At 42.5% G+C, this 19,886-nt stretch carries 19 protein-coding genes; 9 read left to right on the forward strand and 10 right to left on the reverse strand.

Annotation, left to right across the window (positions count from 1 at the left end):
- Position 1: 1 nt before the first annotated feature.
- Together GDK41_RS13955 and GDK41_RS13960 are read left to right on the forward strand one after the other, a co-directional pair.
- The gene (locus tag GDK41_RS13955; protein ID WP_152087593.1) at positions 2-739 is read left to right on the forward strand and encodes a divergent polysaccharide deacetylase family protein; all 738 of its coding nucleotides are present in this window, start codon (positions 2-4) and stop codon (positions 737-739) included.
- 267 nt (positions 740-1,006) lie between these two features.
- Positions 1,007-1,426 (forward strand): CBS domain-containing protein, encoded by a 420-nt coding sequence (locus tag GDK41_RS13960; RefSeq protein ID WP_152086982.1) that lies wholly within the window; start codon positions 1,007-1,009, stop codon positions 1,424-1,426.
- Positions 1,427-1,471: 45 nt separating this feature from the next.
- On the opposite strand, the gene pepB is transcribed toward GDK41_RS13960, so the two are convergent.
- Positions 1,472-2,767 (reverse strand): aminopeptidase PepB, encoded by a 1,296-nt coding sequence (gene pepB / locus GDK41_RS13965; protein ID WP_152086983.1) that lies wholly within the window; start codon positions 2,765-2,767, stop codon positions 1,472-1,474.
- An 81-nt stretch (positions 2,768-2,848) separates the two neighbouring features.
- Between pepB and sfsA the strand changes: the two genes are divergently transcribed.
- The 7 genes from sfsA (at position 2,849) to panC (ending at position 8,752) form a co-directional block, all read left to right on the forward strand.
- Complete coding sequence (gene sfsA / locus GDK41_RS13970; protein WP_152086984.1) at positions 2,849-3,556, forward strand: DNA/RNA nuclease SfsA; 708 nt, start codon at positions 2,849-2,851, stop codon at positions 3,554-3,556.
- 175 nt (positions 3,557-3,731) lie between these two features.
- A complete protein-coding gene (gene dksA, locus GDK41_RS13975; RefSeq protein WP_070993460.1) occupies positions 3,732-4,175 on the forward strand; it encodes an RNA polymerase-binding protein DksA in 444 nt (147 codons plus the stop codon).
- 12 nt (positions 4,176-4,187) lie between these two features.
- The gene (gene gluQRS / locus GDK41_RS13980; RefSeq protein ID WP_152086985.1) at positions 4,188-5,093 is read left to right on the forward strand and encodes a tRNA glutamyl-Q(34) synthetase GluQRS; all 906 of its coding nucleotides are present in this window, start codon (positions 4,188-4,190) and stop codon (positions 5,091-5,093) included.
- Between the two features lie 209 nt (positions 5,094-5,302).
- Positions 5,303-6,607 carry a polynucleotide adenylyltransferase PcnB gene (pcnB, locus tag GDK41_RS13985; RefSeq protein ID WP_152086986.1) on the forward strand — a complete coding sequence of 435 codons (1,305 nt, stop codon included), beginning with the start codon at positions 5,303-5,305 and terminating at the stop codon, positions 6,605-6,607.
- Positions 6,600-7,082 carry a 2-amino-4-hydroxy-6-hydroxymethyldihydropteridine diphosphokinase gene (folK, locus tag GDK41_RS13990; RefSeq protein ID WP_152086987.1) on the forward strand — a complete coding sequence of 161 codons (483 nt, stop codon included), beginning with the start codon at positions 6,600-6,602 and terminating at the stop codon, positions 7,080-7,082. The genes pcnB and folK overlap by 8 nt, the downstream gene beginning before the upstream one ends.
- Before the next feature lie 27 nt (positions 7,083-7,109).
- A complete protein-coding gene (gene panB, locus GDK41_RS13995) occupies positions 7,110-7,904 on the forward strand; it encodes a 3-methyl-2-oxobutanoate hydroxymethyltransferase (protein ID WP_152086988.1) in 795 nt (264 codons plus the stop codon).
- Positions 7,904-8,752, forward strand: a complete 849-nt coding sequence (panC, locus tag GDK41_RS14000; RefSeq protein ID WP_152086989.1) for a pantoate--beta-alanine ligase — start codon at positions 7,904-7,906, stop codon at positions 8,750-8,752. The genes panB and panC overlap by 1 nt, the downstream gene beginning before the upstream one ends.
- 415 nt (positions 8,753-9,167) lie before the next feature.
- On the opposite strand, the gene GDK41_RS14005 is transcribed toward panC, so the two are convergent.
- The 9 genes from GDK41_RS14005 to GDK41_RS14045 all read right to left on the reverse strand — a co-directional run bounded on the left by GDK41_RS14005 (position 9,168) and on the right by GDK41_RS14045 (position 19,835).
- Positions 9,168-10,136 (reverse strand): PstS family phosphate ABC transporter substrate-binding protein, encoded by a 969-nt coding sequence (locus GDK41_RS14005; protein ID WP_152086990.1) that lies wholly within the window; start codon positions 10,134-10,136, stop codon positions 9,168-9,170.
- Positions 10,137-10,213: 77 nt separating this feature from the next.
- A complete protein-coding gene (gene phoR, locus GDK41_RS14010) occupies positions 10,214-11,545 on the reverse strand; it encodes a phosphate regulon sensor histidine kinase PhoR (protein ID WP_152086991.1) in 1,332 nt (443 codons plus the stop codon).
- Positions 11,546-11,583: 38 nt separating this feature from the next.
- Positions 11,584-12,273: a phosphate regulon transcriptional regulator PhoB gene (gene phoB / locus GDK41_RS14015; protein ID WP_070985814.1), complete on the reverse strand. Its 690-nt coding sequence runs from the start codon at positions 12,271-12,273 to the stop codon at positions 11,584-11,586.
- Positions 12,274-12,452: 179 nt separating this feature from the next.
- The gene (locus GDK41_RS14020; protein WP_152086992.1) at positions 12,453-13,403 is read right to left on the reverse strand and encodes a porin; all 951 of its coding nucleotides are present in this window, start codon (positions 13,401-13,403) and stop codon (positions 12,453-12,455) included.
- A 422-nt stretch (positions 13,404-13,825) separates the two neighbouring features.
- Positions 13,826-14,890, reverse strand: coding sequence for a class II fructose-bisphosphate aldolase (gene fba, locus GDK41_RS14025; RefSeq protein ID WP_152086993.1), 1,065 nt, complete (start codon positions 14,888-14,890; stop codon positions 13,826-13,828).
- Between the two features lie 140 nt (positions 14,891-15,030).
- Positions 15,031-16,209, reverse strand: coding sequence for a phosphoglycerate kinase (locus GDK41_RS14030; protein WP_152086994.1), 1,179 nt, complete (start codon positions 16,207-16,209; stop codon positions 15,031-15,033).
- A gap of 42 nt (positions 16,210-16,251) precedes the next feature.
- Complete coding sequence (epd, locus tag GDK41_RS14035; RefSeq protein WP_152086995.1) at positions 16,252-17,265, reverse strand: erythrose-4-phosphate dehydrogenase; 1,014 nt, start codon at positions 17,263-17,265, stop codon at positions 16,252-16,254.
- Positions 17,266-17,373: 108 nt separating this feature from the next.
- Positions 17,374-17,997 (reverse strand): 3'-5' exonuclease, encoded by a 624-nt coding sequence (locus tag GDK41_RS14040; protein WP_152086996.1) that lies wholly within the window; start codon positions 17,995-17,997, stop codon positions 17,374-17,376.
- Entirely contained in the window at positions 17,997-19,835 is a 1,839-nt protein-coding gene (locus tag GDK41_RS14045) for a DUF294 nucleotidyltransferase-like domain-containing protein (protein WP_152086997.1), read from the reverse strand. The genes GDK41_RS14040 and GDK41_RS14045 overlap by 1 nt, the downstream gene beginning before the upstream one ends.
- Positions 19,836-19,886 lie beyond the last annotated feature (51 nt).

Consider the following 19,886-nt stretch of genomic DNA (forward strand, 5'->3'; position numbering starts at 1 on the left):
GATGGCTTTGCCAAGCGCTGCAAAACAAATAGCCATTGTTATAGATGATATTGGCAACCACAAACGAGATTTACAGCTGCTGGAATTACCCGGCCAGCTGTCGTTTTCTATTTTACCTCATACGCCGTATTCTCAGCAATTTGCGTTTTTGGCCAGCCAGCAAAGCAAGGAACTTCTACTGCATGTACCCATGCAGTCACTGCAAAATAAAGCGCTTGGTCCAGGTGCACTCACTTTAGAGATGAATAAATGGCAGTTACAAAGTACCTTAGGGCACGCTTTAGCTACGTTACCGCAAGTAAAAGGCATTAATAACCACATGGGCTCTGCACTAACACAATTTGTTGAGCCAATGAAATGGACGATGGAAGTTTTAAAAAGACGCGGACTGTTTTTTCTCGATAGCCGCACAACAGAGCATACTCAGGCCCAGACAGTCGCCAACTTATATGGTGTTGAAAATATTAGTCGTCATATATTTTTAGATAATATTACGACCACTGAATCATTGAGATCACAATTTGAAGCTTTAAAACAAAAAGCTGATTCAGAAAATTTTGCCATCGCCATCGCGCACCCCTACCCCGAAACGGTCGCTTTTTTGACAATGGCTTTACCAGAGCTTAAAGCGCAAGGTTATGAATTAGTCCCCGTTTCACAATTAGTTGAGTCCAAATATATTCAACTAGCCGAGCATAATAAACCTCAAGCACGCTTTTTTATCCCAACCAGCGATTAGCAGCCAATCTAGTCGACTAACTTCGAGTTTTAATCGTTGTTTTGAAACAATAAATGCAGCGCTCAGACACTATCAGTCTCTTTTTGCTGCTAATCACACGCAATGAAACACATCAACATCAGCAATAGAAAATTAGCTTTAAGGCATAGGTTCATCGCCACTTAAGTCGCATAGTTTGATCTCGATTTATGCACAGCGCAAAAATGTACGTTATAACTAAGATATACATATTTAAGTGCAAACCCAATTCAGCTAGAGGAAATAATGATGTTAAACACTGTTGCCGATCTGATGACAGCCGATCCCTTTGCAGTTTCACTCAAAGCATCACTAAAAGATGCCCACGATTTAATGCGAGAGAAAAACATTCGCCATATTCCAGTTATTGACGAGCAGGGTATTTTGCAAGGCATGCTGACTCAGAAAATAATGATCGCAAAAGTAATGGGGATTATGGCAACGTATGGAGCAAATGCTCTGGAAAGAAAAGAGAAGTATACCGTTGTTGAAGACATAATGGCCACCGACTTTGCGAGTATCAAGCCCGAGCAAAACCTTGCGCAAGTGGCTGATTTTTTTGTTAGCAACCGTCATGGCTGTATGCCTGTTGTCGATGAAAACAACAAATTATTAGGGATTTTAACCTCTTCTGACTTTGTGCGTCTGGCCGCAGCGCTACTATCGTAACACGTATTTTGGCAATGCTAGCAGCTAGCATTGCCAAGCAAACACTTAGGCCTTTTCAGCTAACGTGCGCGCCACCGTTCTCATTCCTAAAGTTGTAGCGCCAGCGGCCCATTGACTCCCCGCATTGTTTTGAAACGCTGCAGCTAAATCAATGTGTACCCAGCCTTTACCTTCGTTTGGCACAAAACGCGACAAGAACCCAGCGGCATTTGAGGCACCACCAAATCCACCGCCTTTTTGTGCACGACTGTTTGCGGTATCAGCATAAGCTGATGGGCAGTTGTTCTGATGCCACTTTTCAAGCGGTAAGGGCCATGCCGCTTCAAATTCTTCACCAGCAAACTGCTGAACATCACCAACTAACTCTTTATCTAAACCAAATAACGCGTTGTATTCTTGACCAACCGCGACTAACGCAGCCCCGGTGAGCGTTGCCGCATCGATAATAAGCTCTGCGCCAGTTTCACCTGCAGCCATTAAACCATCGGCCAGCACTAAACGGCCTTCAGCATCAGTATTAACAATCTCAACGGTTGTGCCATTTTTATACGTTAAAATATCACCCAATTTGTATGCATGACCTGAGATCAGGTTCTCAGCACAGCACAAAAACAGCTTAATACGCTTATTTATACCACGCTGAATAGCCAACGCTAAGCCTGCAGTGACCGTTGCAGCTCCCCCCATGTCGCACTTCATACCCAGCATTCCTTCACTGGGTTTAATAGAGTAGCCACCCGAATCAAACGTGATACCTTTACCTACTAACGCAGCACTCACTGGCGCATCAGCATTGCCAGTTGGGTTATAATCAAGCTCTAACAATACAGGCGGACGCTCACTACCGCGGCCGACTTCATGAATACCTATCCACTGTTGCTCAAGTAATGCTTTGCCTTTAATAATTTGATAGCTGACATGCTCTGGCGCGAGAGATTGAATGAACTCAGCCGCTTTACCCGCTAAACTTTCTGGGTAGATATCCTCTGCGGTCCCATTGATCATTTGTCGAGCCCATGTTGCCGATGTTTGCAAAGCAGCCAACTCATTCATATCTGATTGCGCATTGTCTACAAAAGTCACACCTGCTAATTGCTTGGGGCTTACAAAGCCTTGATAAAACGCCCACTGCGACTCTGTGCACCACTGCTCGCCTTGCAGCTGTACTTGCGTGATCCCTTGTTGAGCAAGTGTTCTGGCCGCTTTTTGAATATTTTTGAGCGTTTCACTTTCATTTAAGTGAACCGTTGCACCTTGGTTATCAAAAGATAAAGAAGCACCGGCTCCCCAATGTGGCGCAGCGGCCTCTTCACTTAAACGAACAATAAATTTGTCAGACATAATCCTATATTCTCTTGCACTTGTTAGTGTCCTAAAGTGTACACTAGTGCGCATATAGCCCCAACCTAATGCGATTAATCAATGAAATTTGCAAGTTCGCTCAACAAAGCAACCCTTATCAAACGCTACAAACGCTTTTTGGTCGATTTACACTGCTCACATCAGGGGGAGTTCACGGTACACTGTGCCAACACAGGTAAAATGACTGGCTGCGCCGACACTGGATTTAGTGCCTACTACTCCACCAGTGACAATAAAAAACGTAAATATCCACACTCATTGGAGCTTACACAAAACACGCAAGGAGCGCTTATTTGCGTAAATACCAACCACGCCAACACGGTCGCCTTCGAAGGTATTGAACAAGGTATCGTCAAGCAACTGAGTGGCTATACTCGCAGCCATAGAGAGGTAAAGTATGGCCAAGAAAACAGCCGTATTGATATTCTGCTTGAAGATGATGAGCGTGCACCTTGCTACGTTGAAGTGAAATCGGTCACCTTGCTAGAAAACAACCGTGGCTATTTTCCTGATGCCCAAACACTCAGAGGCCAAAAACACCTTCGCGAGCTGATAGCATTAAAACACCAAGGCGCAAGAGCAGTATTATTGTTTGTCGTAATGCATGAAGGAATTAACGACGTCGCAGCGGCCGAACACATCGACCCCCACTATGCCACCTTACTTACTCAAGCATCTCAAGAAGGCGTAGAGATATTGGCGTATAAAGCAACTATCTCAGCACAGGAAATTACCCTATCACAGCAAGTACCTGTTAATATAAGTTGAAATAAAATTAATGATCCCCATATCCCAGCTCATTAGAATTTCGTCTCTAAGACTGAGATGTCTTCGCAAATGCCATACTAAAAAATGAAAAAGTGTTTGCGTAGGGGGGGAGATTCTGCTATTTATAGCCGCCGGCGTTAGCTGGGGTAATGTATTAAGGATTTAGGAGAATGCTATGCCTGACCAAAAGAGACTAGGCTTATTAGCTCAAGCCGGTTTAGAACCTTATCAGGAAAAACCGGGCGAAGAATACATGAATGACGCACAACGTGCGCATTTCAAAGCAATATTAGAAGCATGGCGTAAAGATTTGCGTAACGAAGTTGATCGTACCAAGACGCACATGCAAGATGAAGCAGCAAACTTTCCTGATCCTGTCGACCGTGCAGCACAAGAAGAAGAGTTTTCTTTAGAGCTGCGTACACGTGACCGTGAACGTAAACTGATCAAAAAGATAGAAAAAACACTGCAGCTAATCGAAGATGATGACTTTGGCTTCTGCGAGTCGTGCGGTATCGAAATCGGTATCCGTCGCTTAGAGGCTCGACCGACAGCCGATTTATGTGTTGATTGCAAAACACTGGCTGAAATTAAAGAAAAGCAAAACGGCCGAGGTTAATCTCAGCCCATTATGCTCACCCCAGCATTATCCCATCAAGGGAGCTATCGCGGTCGATTTGCTCCCTCGCCTTCGGGTCCCTTACATTTTGGTTCGCTCATTGCAGCGCTTGCTAGTTTTTTAACTGCCAAAAGCCAACAAGGTCAGTGGCTGGTCCGCATTGAAGATATTGATACACCGCGCGTAGTCAAAGGCGCAGACAGTGACATTCTGCATACTCTAGAGGCCTACGGGCTACACTGGGACGAGAACGTAATATATCAAAGTCAACGCCATTCTTTGTATGAAGACGCGTTAGAGCATCTTAACCAACAATCCCTAGTTTACGCATGTCAGTGCACACGCAAAGAAATAAAACTGCGTGGCGGCTTTTACGACAATCACTGTAGAACACTCAATCTACCGCGCTCAGGCAACGCCTTGCGTTTGCAACAGCACTTTCCCATAGAGAAATTTCATGACCAAATTCAAGGCTTAGTGCACATTCCAAAAAAAATTGCGCATGAAGATTACATAATCAAACGCCGTGATGGCTTGTTTGCGTACCAATTGGTAGTCGTATTAGACGATATTGAGCAAAAGATTACTCATGTTGTAAGAGGTGCAGACTTATTAGAACCAACGGCTCGCCAGTTGGGGCTGTTTGAACAACTCGGCAATTGCGCGCCACATTACGCTCATATACCACTGGCTGTAGCCAAGCCTGGCTTTAAGTTATCAAAACAAAACCATGCACCAGCAATAGACAAACGCAACCCCATACCTGCAACGCTGGCTGCGCTGCGCTTTTTAGGGTTTAATCCTCCAAGCGAATTAACCACTGCCACAATTGAAGAAGTATTAGCATGGGCGGTGCAATCATTTTGCCTTGATACGATCCCAAAAGTGCAGGAAAAACCCATGAACTATGATGCTTAAGCAAACAATATTTCAGTCCAAAACTTAATTTTTCGTCAGCACTGGTATATTATAGCGAGCCTTATAGGTTCGCCTATGCATTTTATTACTTTTGGCATTCCCACTGTTTTAGGAGACAGGTTATTATTTCTAAGTTATTTAAGTTTTGCAGACAATTAGTTGGCCAAAGCGATGCTAAGGCGACGACTGTAACCTGTACCGAGCCAAAATTGATCCCGCGTAGCGAGCACAATATTTCTCGCAAGCAACTAAGTCCAAATGCAATTAAAGTATTGTACCGCTTAAAGGATGGTGGCTATGACGCCTATCTTGTCGGTGGCTGTATTCGAGATATTTTACTCGGCATAGAGCCAAAAGACTTTGATGTTGTGACTAACGCTACTCCAGAGCAAGTAAAAAAGCTGTTTCGTAATTGTCGGTTAATTGGCCGACGTTTTCGCTTGGCACATATCGTATTTGGTCGTGAAATTATTGAAGTAGCAACAATGCGCGGCCACCATCAGGGCCAAGATAGTAAAAACCCGATAAGCCAATCGAGTGAGCATGGACAACTACTCAGAGACAACGTCTATGGCACCATTGAAGAAGATGCAGAACGTCGCGACTTCTCTATTAACGCGCTTTATTACTCCGTTAAAGACTTTAGCATTCATGACTTCGCCAATGGTATTGCCGCAATAAAAGAGCGCAAAATTGAACTGATCGGCGATCCCGAAACTCGATATCGAGAGGACCCAGTACGAATGCTACGTGCTGTGCGTTTTGCAACAAAACTCGATATGCAGATCGCGCCAGCAACCGAGGCGCCAATTAAAGACTTAGCCGACTTGTTGAGTAATATTCCACCGGCTAGATTATTTGAAGAAACATTAAAATTATTTCTTAATGGTAAAGCTGAGCAAAACTACCACATGCTAAGAGAGATGGGCTTATTTAAGCAACTATTTCCAGCTCTTGATGCCATTATTGAGCAAAGCGACAGTGGTTTCGAGCCGCGCTTTATCGCACAAATGTTTGCAAATACCGATCAGCGTATCAATGCAGACAAAAAAGTAACTCCTGCATTTGTCTATGCTGCACTACTTTGGTTCCCTCTGCTAAAACGCAGTGAGCAACTTCAACAACAAGAACAAATGCCCATGTTTGATGCGTATGCACAAGCGATGAACCAAGTACTCGCAGAAAATGCCAAACAAATCGCAGTACCAAAGCGTTTTACGCTGGGAGCGCGTGATATTTGGCATATTCAAATGCGTTTAGACAAGCGCGGTGGTCAAAGAGCGTATCGACTGTCTCAACAACCTCGCTTTAAGGCTGCTTATGACTTTTTACTACTTCGTGTAGAAAGCGGAGAGCATCAACAGCAAGCATTGGCTGATTGGTGGACAGATTATTTAAAGCAAGATATCAATGGCCAAAAAGATATGGTGAAGTCGCTACCGACCCAAGAAACAGGCAAGCCTCGTCGCCGTTATCGCCGCAAACCCAAAAAGAAACCACAAAGCAATGACTAAAGTTTACATTGGTTTGGGCGCAAACCTTAACGAACCTATTGCGCAACTAGAACGTGCTATCGATGCGTTAAAAAGCCTATCTGATAGTCATTTTGTTGGCTGCTCACGCTTTTATGGTTCAAGGCCTATGGGTCCTCAAGATCAACCCGATTATGTAAACGCAGTGGCGTGCATTGAAACCAGCTTAACAGCTGAAACATTGTTGGATGCACTGCAAAAAATAGAACTTGAACAGGGTCGTATTCGTAAAAACGAACGTTGGGGGCCCCGTACACTCGATTTAGACATTTTACTATTTGGTGAATTACAAATTAATACCGAGCGCTTAACTGTACCTCATTATGGGTTATGCCAACGTGAATTTGTTGTTTACCCTTTGCTTGAGATTGCCCCTCACCTTGAACTGCCCTCAGGTGATAAATTGACGGACATTTGCAAACAAGTGCCGCTAAACGGCTTAACTCCTATTCAATAATAAATACACTCCATCAAGAGGACTGACATGGCTAAGGTAACTGTATCAACACTGGCAAAAATGAAAAAACAGCAAAAAAAAATCACGGCGCTTACAGCCTATGATGCGAGTTTTGCAAAACTATTTCATGATAATGGTGTTGATATCATATTAGTCGGCGACTCTTTAGGCATGGTCTTACAGGGGAGCGAAGACACGCTTTCTGTAAGTAACAATGATATTGCCTACCACACACGCTGTGTAAGAGCTGGCAGTAAAGAACTATTTGTTATAGCGGATATGCCTTTCATGACTTATTCGAACCCTACTCAAACATGTGAAAACGCAGCACAGCTAATGCGTGCGGGCGCAAATATGGTGAAGTTAGAAGGCGGAGAATGGCTATTAGACAGTATTCGAGCTCTTACCCAGCAAGGGATCCCTGTGTGTGGCCACTTAGGGCTAACACCGCAATCAGTCAATGTCTTTGGTGGCTTTAAAATTCAAGGCCGTCAAGATGAGCAAGCTGACCGCATGGTTGCTGATGCCAAAGCGTTAGAAGAAGCCGGTGCTCAGCTGCTTGTTGTTGAGTGTATTCCATCACCACTTGCAAAACGTATCTCTGATGAACTTAGTATTCCAGTGATAGGAATTGGCGCAGGTAAAGAGACCGATGGCCAAATCCTCGTTATGCATGATTTAGTGGGTATTTCAGCGGGCTATATTCCAAAGTTTTCTAAAAACTTTTTAGCTGAAACGGGCAACATGCCGGATGCAGTTAAGAAGTACTGTCAAGATGTACAATCTGGCGCGTTTCCTACTTCTGAACATGAGTTTAACTAATGCAATCAGTCACTGAGATTAAATCGCTACGTAGTCAAATTAAAGCGTGGCGTCAGCAAGGCTTAACCATCGCCTTTGTACCAACGATGGGCAATTTACACTATGGCCATTTTTCATTGGTAGAAAGAGCCAAAACGCTTGCCGATAAAGTGGTAGTGAGTATTTTTGTTAACCCGATGCAATTTGGTGCGTCGGAAGACTTAGATAGCTATCCAAGAACGCTTACAGAGGATAAGCAAGGTCTTGCTGAGCTAGAAACAGATCTTGTTTTTACGCCAAGTGTTGACACTATTTACCCTAATGGACTTGCAGCACAAAGTTATGTCGATGTCCCAGAAATATCTTTGGGCTACTGTGGCGGCTCTCGACCCGGTCACTTCAAGGGCGTTGCAACGGTAGTAACCAAACTATTTAATATGGTGCAACCAGATATTGCGTGTTTTGGAGAAAAAGACTATCAACAGTTGCAAGTCATCAAAACCATGGTGAGAGATTTGTCTATGCCCATTGAAATTGTGGGGGTACCAACTAAACGTGAAGCCTCAGGTCTTGCGATGAGTTCTCGCAATGGGTATTTAAGTGCACAAGAGAAAAGCACTGCCAAAGTGCTGTTTAACACACTCAATGATGCAGTAAGCCATTTGCAATCTGGTAATACAGAGTTTACCCAAATTGAAGAGCAAGCAAAACAAACATTAATCGAGCATGGTTTAAAACCTGATTACTTTAACATTGCTAATGCGCAAACATTAAGGCCAGCAAACCAAAATGATAAACAGCTAGTTATTCTCGCAGCAGCGTTCTTGGGTAAAGTTAGACTCATAGATAATATGCAAGTAACGCTCTAAAAGTAAAAGAACATTTGTTAGTTATGCGTTTATACCCATTCGCATAATTAACTGCTCTCTTTAGAGTCGATAAAAATTATCGCTATTTTGTTGTTTTAAATGAGACGTTTAAACGCAACTGGTGTTAAGTTTTATCCCTAAAAATGATTAATACCAATCCGCTTAACTAAGTGGTCTATTTTGAAGCAAGAAAACCTTGTCGATAGCAAGGCAAAAATTACGTTATTTTGTTGTTCTAAATGAGAAATTTTTAACGCAGCTGTCGTCAGGTTTAATCCTTCAAAAGGATTAAGTGTTATTGCGCATTAGTATTGCATCATCTCATCAACGTTTATTAACAACAAAAATGCCCCTACGATAAGGGGCATTTTTTTGAGCGCTTTCTAAAGCCTTTCCATAGGCTAAAGAGTTTATTTTATAGCAAGCCTAACTTCTTCAGCTCTGAAGTAGCCATCTTACCAGAAAGTGGAACATAACCATCTTTCTCTACAATCTTTTGACCATCTTGAGACAATACCATCTTCAAGAATTCAGCTTCGATTGGCGCTAAAGGTTTGTTTGGATGCTTGTTCACGTAAACATACAAGAAGCGAGATAGTGGGTATTTACCTTGTGCAACATTGTCTAGTGTCGCATCTACAAAGCTGTTGCCTTTTTTAGCAATCGGTACCGTACGAACACCTGATGTTTTGTAACCAATACCAGAGTAACCAATCGCATTCACTGATGACGAGATTGACTGTACTACAGATGCAGAACCTGGCTGTTCATTTACGTTATTACGGAAGTCGCCTTTACATAATGCTTTCTTTTTAAAGTAACCATAGGTGCCAGATACTGAGTTACGACCGTAAAGCTGCACGTCTTTTGCAGCCCAGTCGCCTGTTAGGCCTACATCACTCCAACGCGTTACTTCTTCAGTTGCACCACACTTACGTGTTGATGAGAAGATAGCATCCACTTGATCAATGCGTAGACCTTCAATTGGGTTATCTTTGTGTACAAATACTGCTAACGCATCGATAGCTACGCGCACTTCTGTTGGCTTATAGCCATAGCGCTTTTCAAATGCTTCGATTTCTTTAGATTTCATCTTACGGCTCATTGGGCCAAAGTTAGCAGTCGCCTCTGTAAGTGCCGGCGGCGCAGTAGAAGAACCTGCCGCTTGAATTTGGATATTTACGTTAGGATAAATACGCTTATATTCTTCTGCCCAGAACGTCATCATGTTTGCAAGCGTATCGGAGCCCACAGAAGAGAAGTTACCTGAGATCCCGCTGGTTTTATTATATTCTGGTAGAGCCTTATCTAGCGCAGATACTTGTGTTGAAACTAAGGTTGTTACAGCCACACCCATTGCGGCAACTAAGCTTTTAAATTTCATTGGGGTTACTCCAATTGTTCGTCCCATTTAAATAACGCAGACTATTTTGCAGTCATTCGATGACAGAAAAATTACTCTTAAATGACACTTTTATGACTTTCAGCATTTGTCATAAAAGTACTCTTTGATTTAGGAAAGGCAAATGAAAAGGTAGATCCCTCACCTACAGTACTCTTAATCTCAAGTGCTGAGTCATGCCTTGTCAGTACGTGTTTTGTTATAGCAAGCCCCAAACCAGACCCTCCGGTTTTTCTGCTACGCGCTTTATCAACACGATAAAAACGCTCTGTTAATCTATGAATATGCTCAGGAGCTATACCATCACCATTATCTGTTACCGAGAAACGTGGACGACCATCTGGATCACATTGCCAACTCACTTCTACACGCCCGTCAGATTTTGTGTAGTGAATAGCATTAAACACCAAATTAGAAAAAGCACTGCGTAATTCATCTGCTGCCCCTAATATGTCTAATGAGGGGTCAACATTAAATACCAGCTCATGGTGTTTATCTTGGTTTAATGACTTGGCCTCTGTTTCAATCAATGAAAGCATCCTAGGCACATCAACCGGCTTATCCTTCTCATGTTTTCGAGCACCTTCAATTCGAGATAGCGATAACAACTGATTCACTAAGCTATCCATTCGCTTGCATTGCTCTATCATAGTAAAATGCGCTTTATTCCAAACAGATGGTGGGGGCAAATTATCACTCTCTAACATCTCTAAATAACCCGTCACCACCGTTAATGGTGTTCTGAGTTCGTGAGACACATTAGCAACAAAATCTTTGCGCATTTGCTCCAACTGCTTTAAACGCGTGATATCTCGAACCACCATCATTAGTTGCTCTGCATAGGGCATAACACGGAATTCAAGTACTTGCTCGCTAGCATGACCTGAGTCTAACTCAAGTGGCTCATCGAACTGATGATTGTTCATATATCTGACAAATTTAGGATCTCGGATCAAGTTATCCAAGCGTTGTCCATGATCAGTGGGCCACTGTAAGCCAAGCACTTTTAACGCCAGTTGATTACACCACACGATACTCATGTCTTGTTGCAGAACAACAACTGCATCAGGAACTGCTTCAGCACCTTCACGAAAACGTCTGATCAGTTCGGCTAGTTCATTTCGCTTTTTACGATTTCGATGCTGTAGATGGTAGATCCCCTCAAAAATCTGCTCCCAAGCCCCCTCTCCTTCGGGTGGGTTGAAGCTTCGTTGATTAAGCAACCAGTCACTGAGACGATACAACTGATGATAATGCCAAAGTAATAACGAAAGCGCCCCGATAAATAACAATACGAAGGGGGCACCAATCAAAATACCGATCAAAGTCAAAGGCAGAAAATACAAAAACAGGCGTTTAAATAACGCCTGTTTATTAATCACTCGGTACATATATAATCGTGTCCTAACACAACCACTACTAGCCTATGTTATAACTTGCTAGAAAAACGGTAACCTGCACCACGAACAGTCTGTACAAGTCTATCGTGACCTAATGGCGCGATTGCTTTGCGCAAACGACGAATGTGAACATCAACCGTTCTGTCTTCAACATACACATTAGTGCCCCAAACATGGTCAAGTAACTGTTCTCGACTATACACGCGTTCTGGGTGGGTCATAAAAAAGTGTAACAAGCGAAACTCTGTAGGTCCCATATCAAGCTCACTACCAGCTGATGTTACGCGATGTGAAATAGGGTCTAAACGCAAACCGTGAACCTCGATAGCTTCTTCAAGCGAAGTCGGTGAAACTCGGCGGATCACTGCTTTGATCCTTGCCATAAGTTCTTTAGGAGAAAACGGCTTAGTAACATAGTCATCGGCACCAACTTCTAAGCCTTTGACTTTATCTTCTTCTTCACCACGTGCCGTTAACATAATAATTGGGATCTGTCGGGTATATTCACTTTGCTTAAACTTTTTAGCTATCTGAATACCACTGCCTCCTGGCAACATCCAGTCTAATAATACCATATCTGGATAAGGCTCTACCATCGCGGCAATTGCCGAATCATAATCTTCAGCTTCAATAGCTTGAAAACCATTTTGCTCTAAAACAAATACCAGCATTTCTCTGATAGGCGCTTCATCATCAACTACAAGTACTTTACGTGACATCCCAATGTTCTCTTTCATTACCGAAGTTGGTGTCATTATTATGACTTAGTGTGACAGTTTTATGAAATACTACACCGGATTTTAAAAAGCTGCCAAAAAAATTACAAATAAAAGAATATTCAAAATAATTTCGTAGCTTATTGATGTTACTGGATTATTTAAAAAATAAAAATATTTAACTAAAAATCGTATCGTAACGTTAGTGCCATATGTTCTTGCTCAGCATTATTATCTAAGTCAAATTGAGAGTACCAAAAATACATACGCGCTTGCTTTGAAAGGCTTTTTTCTACACCTAGAGATGTTGCATTACCAGAGTCTGATAATTTACCACTCGCACCGTCTGAGTCTTGATATTGTGCAAGTAACTTGTAACTTTTTATTTTGTATGAGGCACTCACCATAAAACTGTCGACTTTACTGCTTGAATCAACTTTTTCACTTTGTTGATATACCCCACCAAGTGTTGCATTACCCATTTTACCTTGCACTGTGATACGATTAATATCTTGCCCAGCCACTTCTTCATCATGAGCAACACTAATATATATAGGCGTTTTCTTTAATTTACTGTCACCATACATAGCTGCAACCGATAAACCAGACTTTCCTTTTTGCTTGCTATTATCTTCAGCAATGTAACTTACAACAAACTTTAAATGATTGAGCTCTGGCGTGCTGTATTGAATAGTATCTCCCAAACGATTTTCACCAGCAAACAGGGTCTTAATATCCGCTTCAAAATCATTCATCATGTCTACTTTACCCTGCGACTTTTTCATCGCGGTGTCGTCACGACCAATTAAAATTTGTCCCAAACTCCCCTTCATACCAACATATTGAGATCTTGCAGTAATATTCTCACCACTTTTACCATCTTTATCATTATCCGCTGGATTCACTTCAAACTCATACTTGAAAAATATTTCTAATCCGTCATTTACTTTCGTATCACCTTTAAAACCCAAGCGAGAAGCATAGCTTTCTATGCTGGTTTCACTCTCACTCGATATATCACTGTATTGGACACCCGCGTGCACTCGACCATATGCTTTTAACGTTTCAGCACTGACGAAACCAGATATCATAGATAAGGAAAAACAACCAACCGTTAGTAAATTTATTTTCATGATTGCGCAGCCTCAAGGGATAAAGTTTTAAGTTCAAATCCATGAACTCACATAACTCAAAACACGAGCTTCAGTATAAAAATTAGTCGCTCCTGAGGGGAGATCAAGAAATAACCCTGCTCAAGATCAAATTTATACTAAGAAGCGTATTTCAGATCAAAATCTTACTAACCCGATCCCTTCAGGGATCAGTATTTTACTTACACTAAAGCCTACAAATACTTTTACAACCATACAATTAGCTAAAAAACACCCAAAAATGAGCTATATTTGGATCTAACGCTATTTAGCTAGTAAAAAACTGATCCCAGTAAGCTAAAATGGCTAACTTACTGATCTTAAAATATGATCGGTGGTAAAATATTGATCCAAAAAAAAGCCTCATATAGAGGCTTTTGATTAACTAATAGCAGACTTAGTTATTATTTGATCTGAGGGTTTAACTCACCAGATAAATAACGCAAATGCATATCATCCAATGAGATTGGTTTGATCTTACTTGCTTGTCCTGCTGTGCCAAATGCCTCATAACGATCAACACAGATCTCTGTCATTGCCTTGGTAGCCTCAGCTAAGAATTTACGTGGGTCAAAGTTGGCAGGATTGTGCGCAAGGTGACGACGGATAGCACCGGTTGATGCTAAACGTAAATCAGTATCAATATTTACTTTACGTACACCGAATTTGATACCTTCAACAATCTGTTCAACAGGCACACCGTAAGTTTCTGGGATCTCACCACCGTATTCATTAATTACTGCAAGCCAGTCTTGTGGCACAGATGAAGAGCCGTGCATTACAAGGTGCGTATTTGGAATACGCGCATGGATCTCTTTGATGCGATTAATCGCTAAAATATCCCCCGTCGGTGGACGTGTGAACTTATACGCACCATGTGAGGTACCACATGCTATCGCCAGTGCATCTACACCTGTTTTGCTTACAAAATCTGCAGCTTCTTCAGGGTCTGTCAATAGTTGATCGTGAGTTAGTTTACCCACCGCACCAATACCATCTTCTTCACCGGCTTCACCTGTTTCTAAAGAACCAAGTACACCTAACTCACCTTCAACTGACACACCACAAGCGTGAGCCATTTCTACTGTGCGACGGGTTACATCAACGTTGTACTCATAACTAGAAGGCGTTTTACCATCGTCTAATAGTGAGCCATCCATCATGACTGACGAGAAACCTAATTGAATTGAGCGCTGACAAACCGCCGGAGACGTACCATGATCTTGGTGCATCACAACCGGAATATGCGGCCACTCTTCAATTGCAGCTAAGATCATATGACGTATAAACGGCGCACCAGCATAAGCACGTGCACCCGCAGAACCTTGCACAATTACAGGGCTGTTTGTTCTGTCAGCCGCTTCCATAATCGCGCGCATTTGTTCTTGGTTGTTTACGTTAAAAGCTGGAACCCCATAACCATGCTCTGCTGCATGATCAAGAAGTTGACGCATACTGATTAAAGCCATTTTGCTTTCTCCAATAGTCGATGACTTTGTCATCTAGTTTGAACGGATAAATTGTATGTGGCCTACACCACTGATATTTGTTCACATCTAAGTGAGAGTGATATAAACAAATAAGGCCAGCAAAGCTGGCCCATTAAAAATTAAACGCCTGCTCTTTTTTCAAGCATAGCTACTGCTGGTAGTTTTTTCCCTTCTAAAAACTCTAAAAAGGCACCGCCACCTGTAGAAATATAAGAAATATCGTCTGCAACACCATATTTATCAATTGCAGCTAATGTATCACCACCACCAGCAATCGAGAATGCGTTAGATTTGGCAATGGCATTTGCAATCGCTTCAGTACCATTACCAAACTGATCAAACTCAAACACGCCAACTGGGCCATTCCAAACAACAGTACCTGCATGCTCAATGATTTGTGCCAATATATTTGCGGTATCAGGGCCGATATCAAAAATCATATCTTCATCGGTCACTTCACTGACATTTTTGATAGTCGCCACAGCTGATTCTGAAAATTCTGAGCCAACCACAACATCGGTTGGCACTGGGATATCGCCATCGTTACTGCGCGCAGCTTCTGTTAGCTTGGTTGCTTCAGCGATTAAGTCTTTTTCATATAAAGACTTACCAACTGGATGTCCTGCAGCCGCGATAAAGGTGTTGGCAATACCGCCACCGGCAACAAGCTGATCAACCACTTTTGATAGCGAATCAAGCACAGTGAGCTTAGTGGATACTTTAGAGCCACCAACAATCGCCACTAACGGGCGCGCAGGGTTATCTAATGCTTTACCTAGTGCGTCTAATTCAGCTGCCAATAAAGGGCCTGCACAAGCTACAGGTGCAAACAAACCAACACCATGGGTAGACGCCTGAGCACGGTGAGCCGTACCAAATGCGTCCATGACATACACATCACACAGTGCAGCTAGCTTTTTAGACAATGCTTCATCATCTTTTTTCTCGCCCACGTTAAAGCGAACATTTTCAAAAACGACCACTTCATTATCTGCAACTTCAACACCATCTAGGTAATCAGTCACTAAGCGAACATTTTGCTCTAAGGCATCATTTAAATAATCGACAACAGGCTGCAATGAATATTGCGCATCATACTCACCTTCAGTAGGACGACCTAAGTGAGACATCACCATCACTTTAGCACCTTTTTCAAGCGCTAATTTAATCGTTGGTAACGATGCACGGATGCGGGCATCAGAGGTCACTTTGCCCTCTTTAACAGGCACATTTAAATCTTCACGGATTAAAACGCGTTTGCCACTTAAATCTAAATCGGCCATTTTAATGACTGACATGGACCTTCTCCTTAATAAACGATACTTCAATATTCAAATAAACTACTTTTGTGCCAACATAGCTGCTGCGGTGTCGAGCATGCGATTAGCAAACCCCCACTCGTTGTCACACCATACTAATAACTTTACTAGCCGTTTATGACTAACTCGTGTTTGTGTACCATCAATAATACAAGAATGTGGGTCATGATTAAAATCAACCGAGACTAATGGCTCTTCGGTATAACTTAAGATCCCTTCAAGACGCCCTGATGCGGCCTGCTGCAACACCTGATTGACCTTCGATAAATCTACATCTTGGTTTAGCGTTACACTCAAGTCCATCGCTGTCACATTGATGGTCGGAACTCGCACAGCAATTGCCTCAAAGCGACTATGAAATTTAGGCAAAATACGTTCAATGCCCCGCGCTAACTTAGTATCAACGGGAATGATTGACTGGCTCGCAGCACGTGTTCGGCGCAAATCACTATGATATGCATCGATCACTTGTTGATCATGCATAGAGGCATGGATCGTCGTTATCGCGCCTGATTCAATGCCAAATGCATCATCAAGTACTTTTATCACTGGCACAATACAATTAGTCGTACATGAGCCATTCGAAACGATAGTATGCGACGGCGCTAACTCTTCTTCATTGATGCCATACACTATCGTGGCATCAACATCAGCGTCTGCTGGTTGAGAGAATAAAACCTTTTTTGCGCCCGCGTTGAGATGCTTTTGTGCATCTTGGCGCGAATGAAATACACCAGTACATTCCAGTACAACGTCAACATCAAGTGCTTGCCAAGGAAGCAAACTCGGATCAGCTTCGCTAAACAGTTGGATGTTATCACCCGCCACATTTAAATAAGGTGCTTGATGCTTTACATCAAAGGCAAAACGGCCGTGCGAGGTATCGTATTTTAAAAGATGCGCAACCGCTTTTGGGTCTGCCAGTTCATTTATCGCTACAATTTGGATCTCTTTCTGGCGTCCAGACTCGTATAACGCGCGCACTATGTTACGCCCAATACGACCAAATCCATTAATTGCCAGTTTGATTGTCATTAAAGTGAAAATCCAGCTATCTGCAAAAAGATGATAGGAGCATGGCTCCAAAGATGGCGCTATTGTAATCGACCATGATTAAATGTGTAAGGGAAATGATGTTTTTTTTTACATTAAGTCAGCTAATTTAATGCGTTTTCCTGCATTCATCGCGTTAACCTGTGCCAGAAGAAGCTCCGCTGTCGCTAACGCATCCGTCAAAGCATGATGCGTTTGATAATCAGGTAAATGATAACGCTTTCTACACGATGCTAGAGTTAAACCATCACCTGCTATAGGTTGTCCACGGCTTTGTAAACGTTTCTTTTCAATCTCCATAGTATCAACCATCGTTTGCGGTTCAACCGCGATACCTGTCATTACACTTGCTTGTTTGAGAAATGGCCAATCTAATGCGCTGTGGCACACTAACACTTTATTATAGAGCGCCTGTGATAGCGCACGCATAATGTACTCCAGCGACTCCCCTTCCTTTAGCATACCGTCGTCGATACCATGGTACACCGGACTTTGCTCTAATGCTTTTACATCTTTGTGGATATGGTACTGTGCTGAACTTAAATCAATTCGACCCGCCTCTATCGCTAGCCAAGCTATCGATACAATTTCACTTTGTTTGGCATCTAGTCCGGTTAGCTCTATGTCTACAACGAGATAATTCAAAGCTTCAAATTCACATTGCTTTAACTTAAATTGCTTATAGGCTCTTTGCCACCAGCGTTTTGCGAACACTACAAGCTTCCTCTAGCAAACTTAAAAGCACATGCCTGTTGTGCCCGCTTGATTAAACAAAACGCTTCTTTTAATTGGTGCTTTTCAAGCGATGTAAGGTCTGCAGGATCGATACAGTTTTCTGGCAAATGGTCATGCTCTAGCTGGTTGTTGAGTCGTAACTGAGTTAGATAGCGCCAACAATCTTTAAGATTATAAACATCGTTTTTATTTAGTAAGTCACTGCTAAGCAGTGCGTCTAAACGCTCTATTGTATTAGCTTTATATATTTGCGCTTTAAGCGCGTACAAGCGAGCCAAATCGTTAATGATCACCACACCTCGTCGTTTCAGATCTAAGAACTTATGCTGTTGTTGATCTTTCTCTAGTTTCAGTTGTTGAAACAACCCCAGCGGTACAGAATTTGTATTGATATCCGTCGCCATTGCAGCAAAAAACAAGTCATCTTTTTTCAGCTTGGCCAGCTGTGCAGTAAATTCGCTATAGAGCGTACTCGACCCTTCTATAAAGCGTAAATCAAAATAGATTTTACAATTAAGCATTGCCTTAGGCGTCGGCGCGTATATCCATTTTTCAAAACGTGCTAACCATTGCTGTATAGAGCCTCGACATGCCTCGTTACTGGCCATAATATTGCCTGGGCAGCGCTTAATACCGCATTGTGCAAGCTGTTCACACACAAACTCCCCCATGCTCTCGAAGTATACACGCTGCTGCTGCGTTACATCATTTGGCAACAGCAACCCATTATCTTGATCTGAATGCAATGTTTGCTCTTCTCTTGCCTGGGAACCAAAACAGATCCAGCTAAATATACAAGGTGCTTGACCATGTTGCTGCTGGTAGATAGCGATAAGGCGCGCTGTTAGGGCATCACTTAAACCACTCAATAATTTGCCAATTAAAGAAGTATCTTCCACATTATTGGCGAAACTCTTGAGTAATTGCGGGATCTCACCCGCTAGATGCTTCAATTGTGCAACACCTTGCGCTTTGTAAATATTACCAATTAATTGTACAGGGTCGCTCTTTTGCTGCTTGAGCAAGTCCGTACTCGTAAGCATACCAAGTGGCACATGGTGTTCGTTTAAAACGGGCAAGTGGTGGATATTATGTTTTAGCATCAAGTGAAGAGCCGAGAAAACACGTTTATGCTCAAATACATACTTAGGAGAGTGAGTCATGATAGAAGATAGCATATCACCTGGGTCTCGCTCTTGTGCCAAAACGCGATTGCGTAAATCCCTATCCGTCACTATCCCTAATAGCTGCTCATCTTCGCTGACTATAATCGAAGAAACCCCATGTTGGCTCATGGTTTTTGCCGCATCAACAATTCGAGCATCAGGCGTTAAGGCCACTGCACCTTTGCTCATCACATCACTGATCTTCTTTTCAGTCCAATTGTCACGAGTTTGCTTATAATGAGAAGACAATAAGCGGTTTGCATGTGCTTTTACAAAGTATTGTTCGAGTAGCGGATATTCATGTCGTAAAAAGTCAAAATCCGTCTGTTTTAGCGCGTAAACAAGACCTGCGCTGGTAACACTCAATTGATTTTTTATAGCCTCCCCTGTCAGTAAGGAGGGGTAACCAAAGTAATCTCCCTCGCCTAAACGCGTTATCACTTCTCCATTTGCACTGAGCAGATCATAACTACCAGAGCGGACTAAATATAAATACAGCTTTGAACTGCGCAACCACTGATGTTGATTCTGCTGCGTTAAGTAAATCACTTCAAGATGAGTGGCAAAAAAATGACTCGCGGCTTCTGGTAACTGACTAAATGGCATTTGTTTAATAACAAACTGTTTAACCTCAGCGATTTCTGGCGTCACGTCATACTCCTTAACTCATATTGCGCACTCTGAGTTGCAGGCTGTTAACAA

Source organism: Pseudoalteromonas sp. A25 (assembly GCF_009176705.1).
Lineage (GTDB): Bacteria > Pseudomonadota > Gammaproteobacteria > Enterobacterales > Alteromonadaceae > Pseudoalteromonas.

What these genes read in the sequence shown, in the direction of transcription:
- panB (WP_152086988.1), top strand. Translation starts at nt 7,110, where the DNA reads ATGGCTAAGGTAACTGTATCAACACTGGCAAAAATGAAAAAACAGCAA.
- phoB (WP_070985814.1), bottom strand. Translation starts at nt 12,273, where the DNA reads ATGTCACGTAAAGTACTTGTAGTTGATGATGAAGCGCCTATCAGAGAA.
- pepB (WP_152086983.1), bottom strand. Translation starts at nt 2,767, where the DNA reads ATGTCTGACAAATTTATTGTTCGTTTAAGTGAAGAGGCCGCTGCGCCA.
- GDK41_RS13960 (WP_152086982.1), top strand. Translation starts at nt 1,007, where the DNA reads ATGTTAAACACTGTTGCCGATCTGATGACAGCCGATCCCTTTGCAGTT.
- GDK41_RS13955 (WP_152087593.1), top strand. Translation starts at nt 2, where the DNA reads ATGGCTTTGCCAAGCGCTGCAAAACAAATAGCCATTGTTATAGATGAT.
- folK (WP_152086987.1), top strand. Translation starts at nt 6,600, where the DNA reads ATGACTAAAGTTTACATTGGTTTGGGCGCAAACCTTAACGAACCTATT.
- sfsA (WP_152086984.1), top strand. Translation starts at nt 2,849, where the DNA reads ATGAAATTTGCAAGTTCGCTCAACAAAGCAACCCTTATCAAACGCTAC.
- dksA (WP_070993460.1), top strand. Translation starts at nt 3,732, where the DNA reads ATGCCTGACCAAAAGAGACTAGGCTTATTAGCTCAAGCCGGTTTAGAA.
- fba (WP_152086993.1), bottom strand. Translation starts at nt 14,890, where the DNA reads ATGGCTTTAATCAGTATGCGTCAACTTCTTGATCATGCAGCAGAGCAT.
- GDK41_RS14030 (WP_152086994.1), bottom strand. Translation starts at nt 16,209, where the DNA reads ATGTCAGTCATTAAAATGGCCGATTTAGATTTAAGTGGCAAACGCGTT.
- epd (WP_152086995.1), bottom strand. Translation starts at nt 17,265, where the DNA reads ATGACAATCAAACTGGCAATTAATGGATTTGGTCGTATTGGGCGTAAC.
- panC (WP_152086989.1), top strand. Translation starts at nt 7,904, where the DNA reads ATGCAATCAGTCACTGAGATTAAATCGCTACGTAGTCAAATTAAAGCG.
- GDK41_RS14020 (WP_152086992.1), bottom strand. Translation starts at nt 13,403, where the DNA reads ATGAAAATAAATTTACTAACGGTTGGTTGTTTTTCCTTATCTATGATA.
- gluQRS (WP_152086985.1), top strand. Translation starts at nt 4,188, where the DNA reads ATGCTCACCCCAGCATTATCCCATCAAGGGAGCTATCGCGGTCGATTT.
- GDK41_RS14005 (WP_152086990.1), bottom strand. Translation starts at nt 10,136, where the DNA reads ATGAAATTTAAAAGCTTAGTTGCCGCAATGGGTGTGGCTGTAACAACC.
- phoR (WP_152086991.1), bottom strand. Translation starts at nt 11,545, where the DNA reads ATGTACCGAGTGATTAATAAACAGGCGTTATTTAAACGCCTGTTTTTG.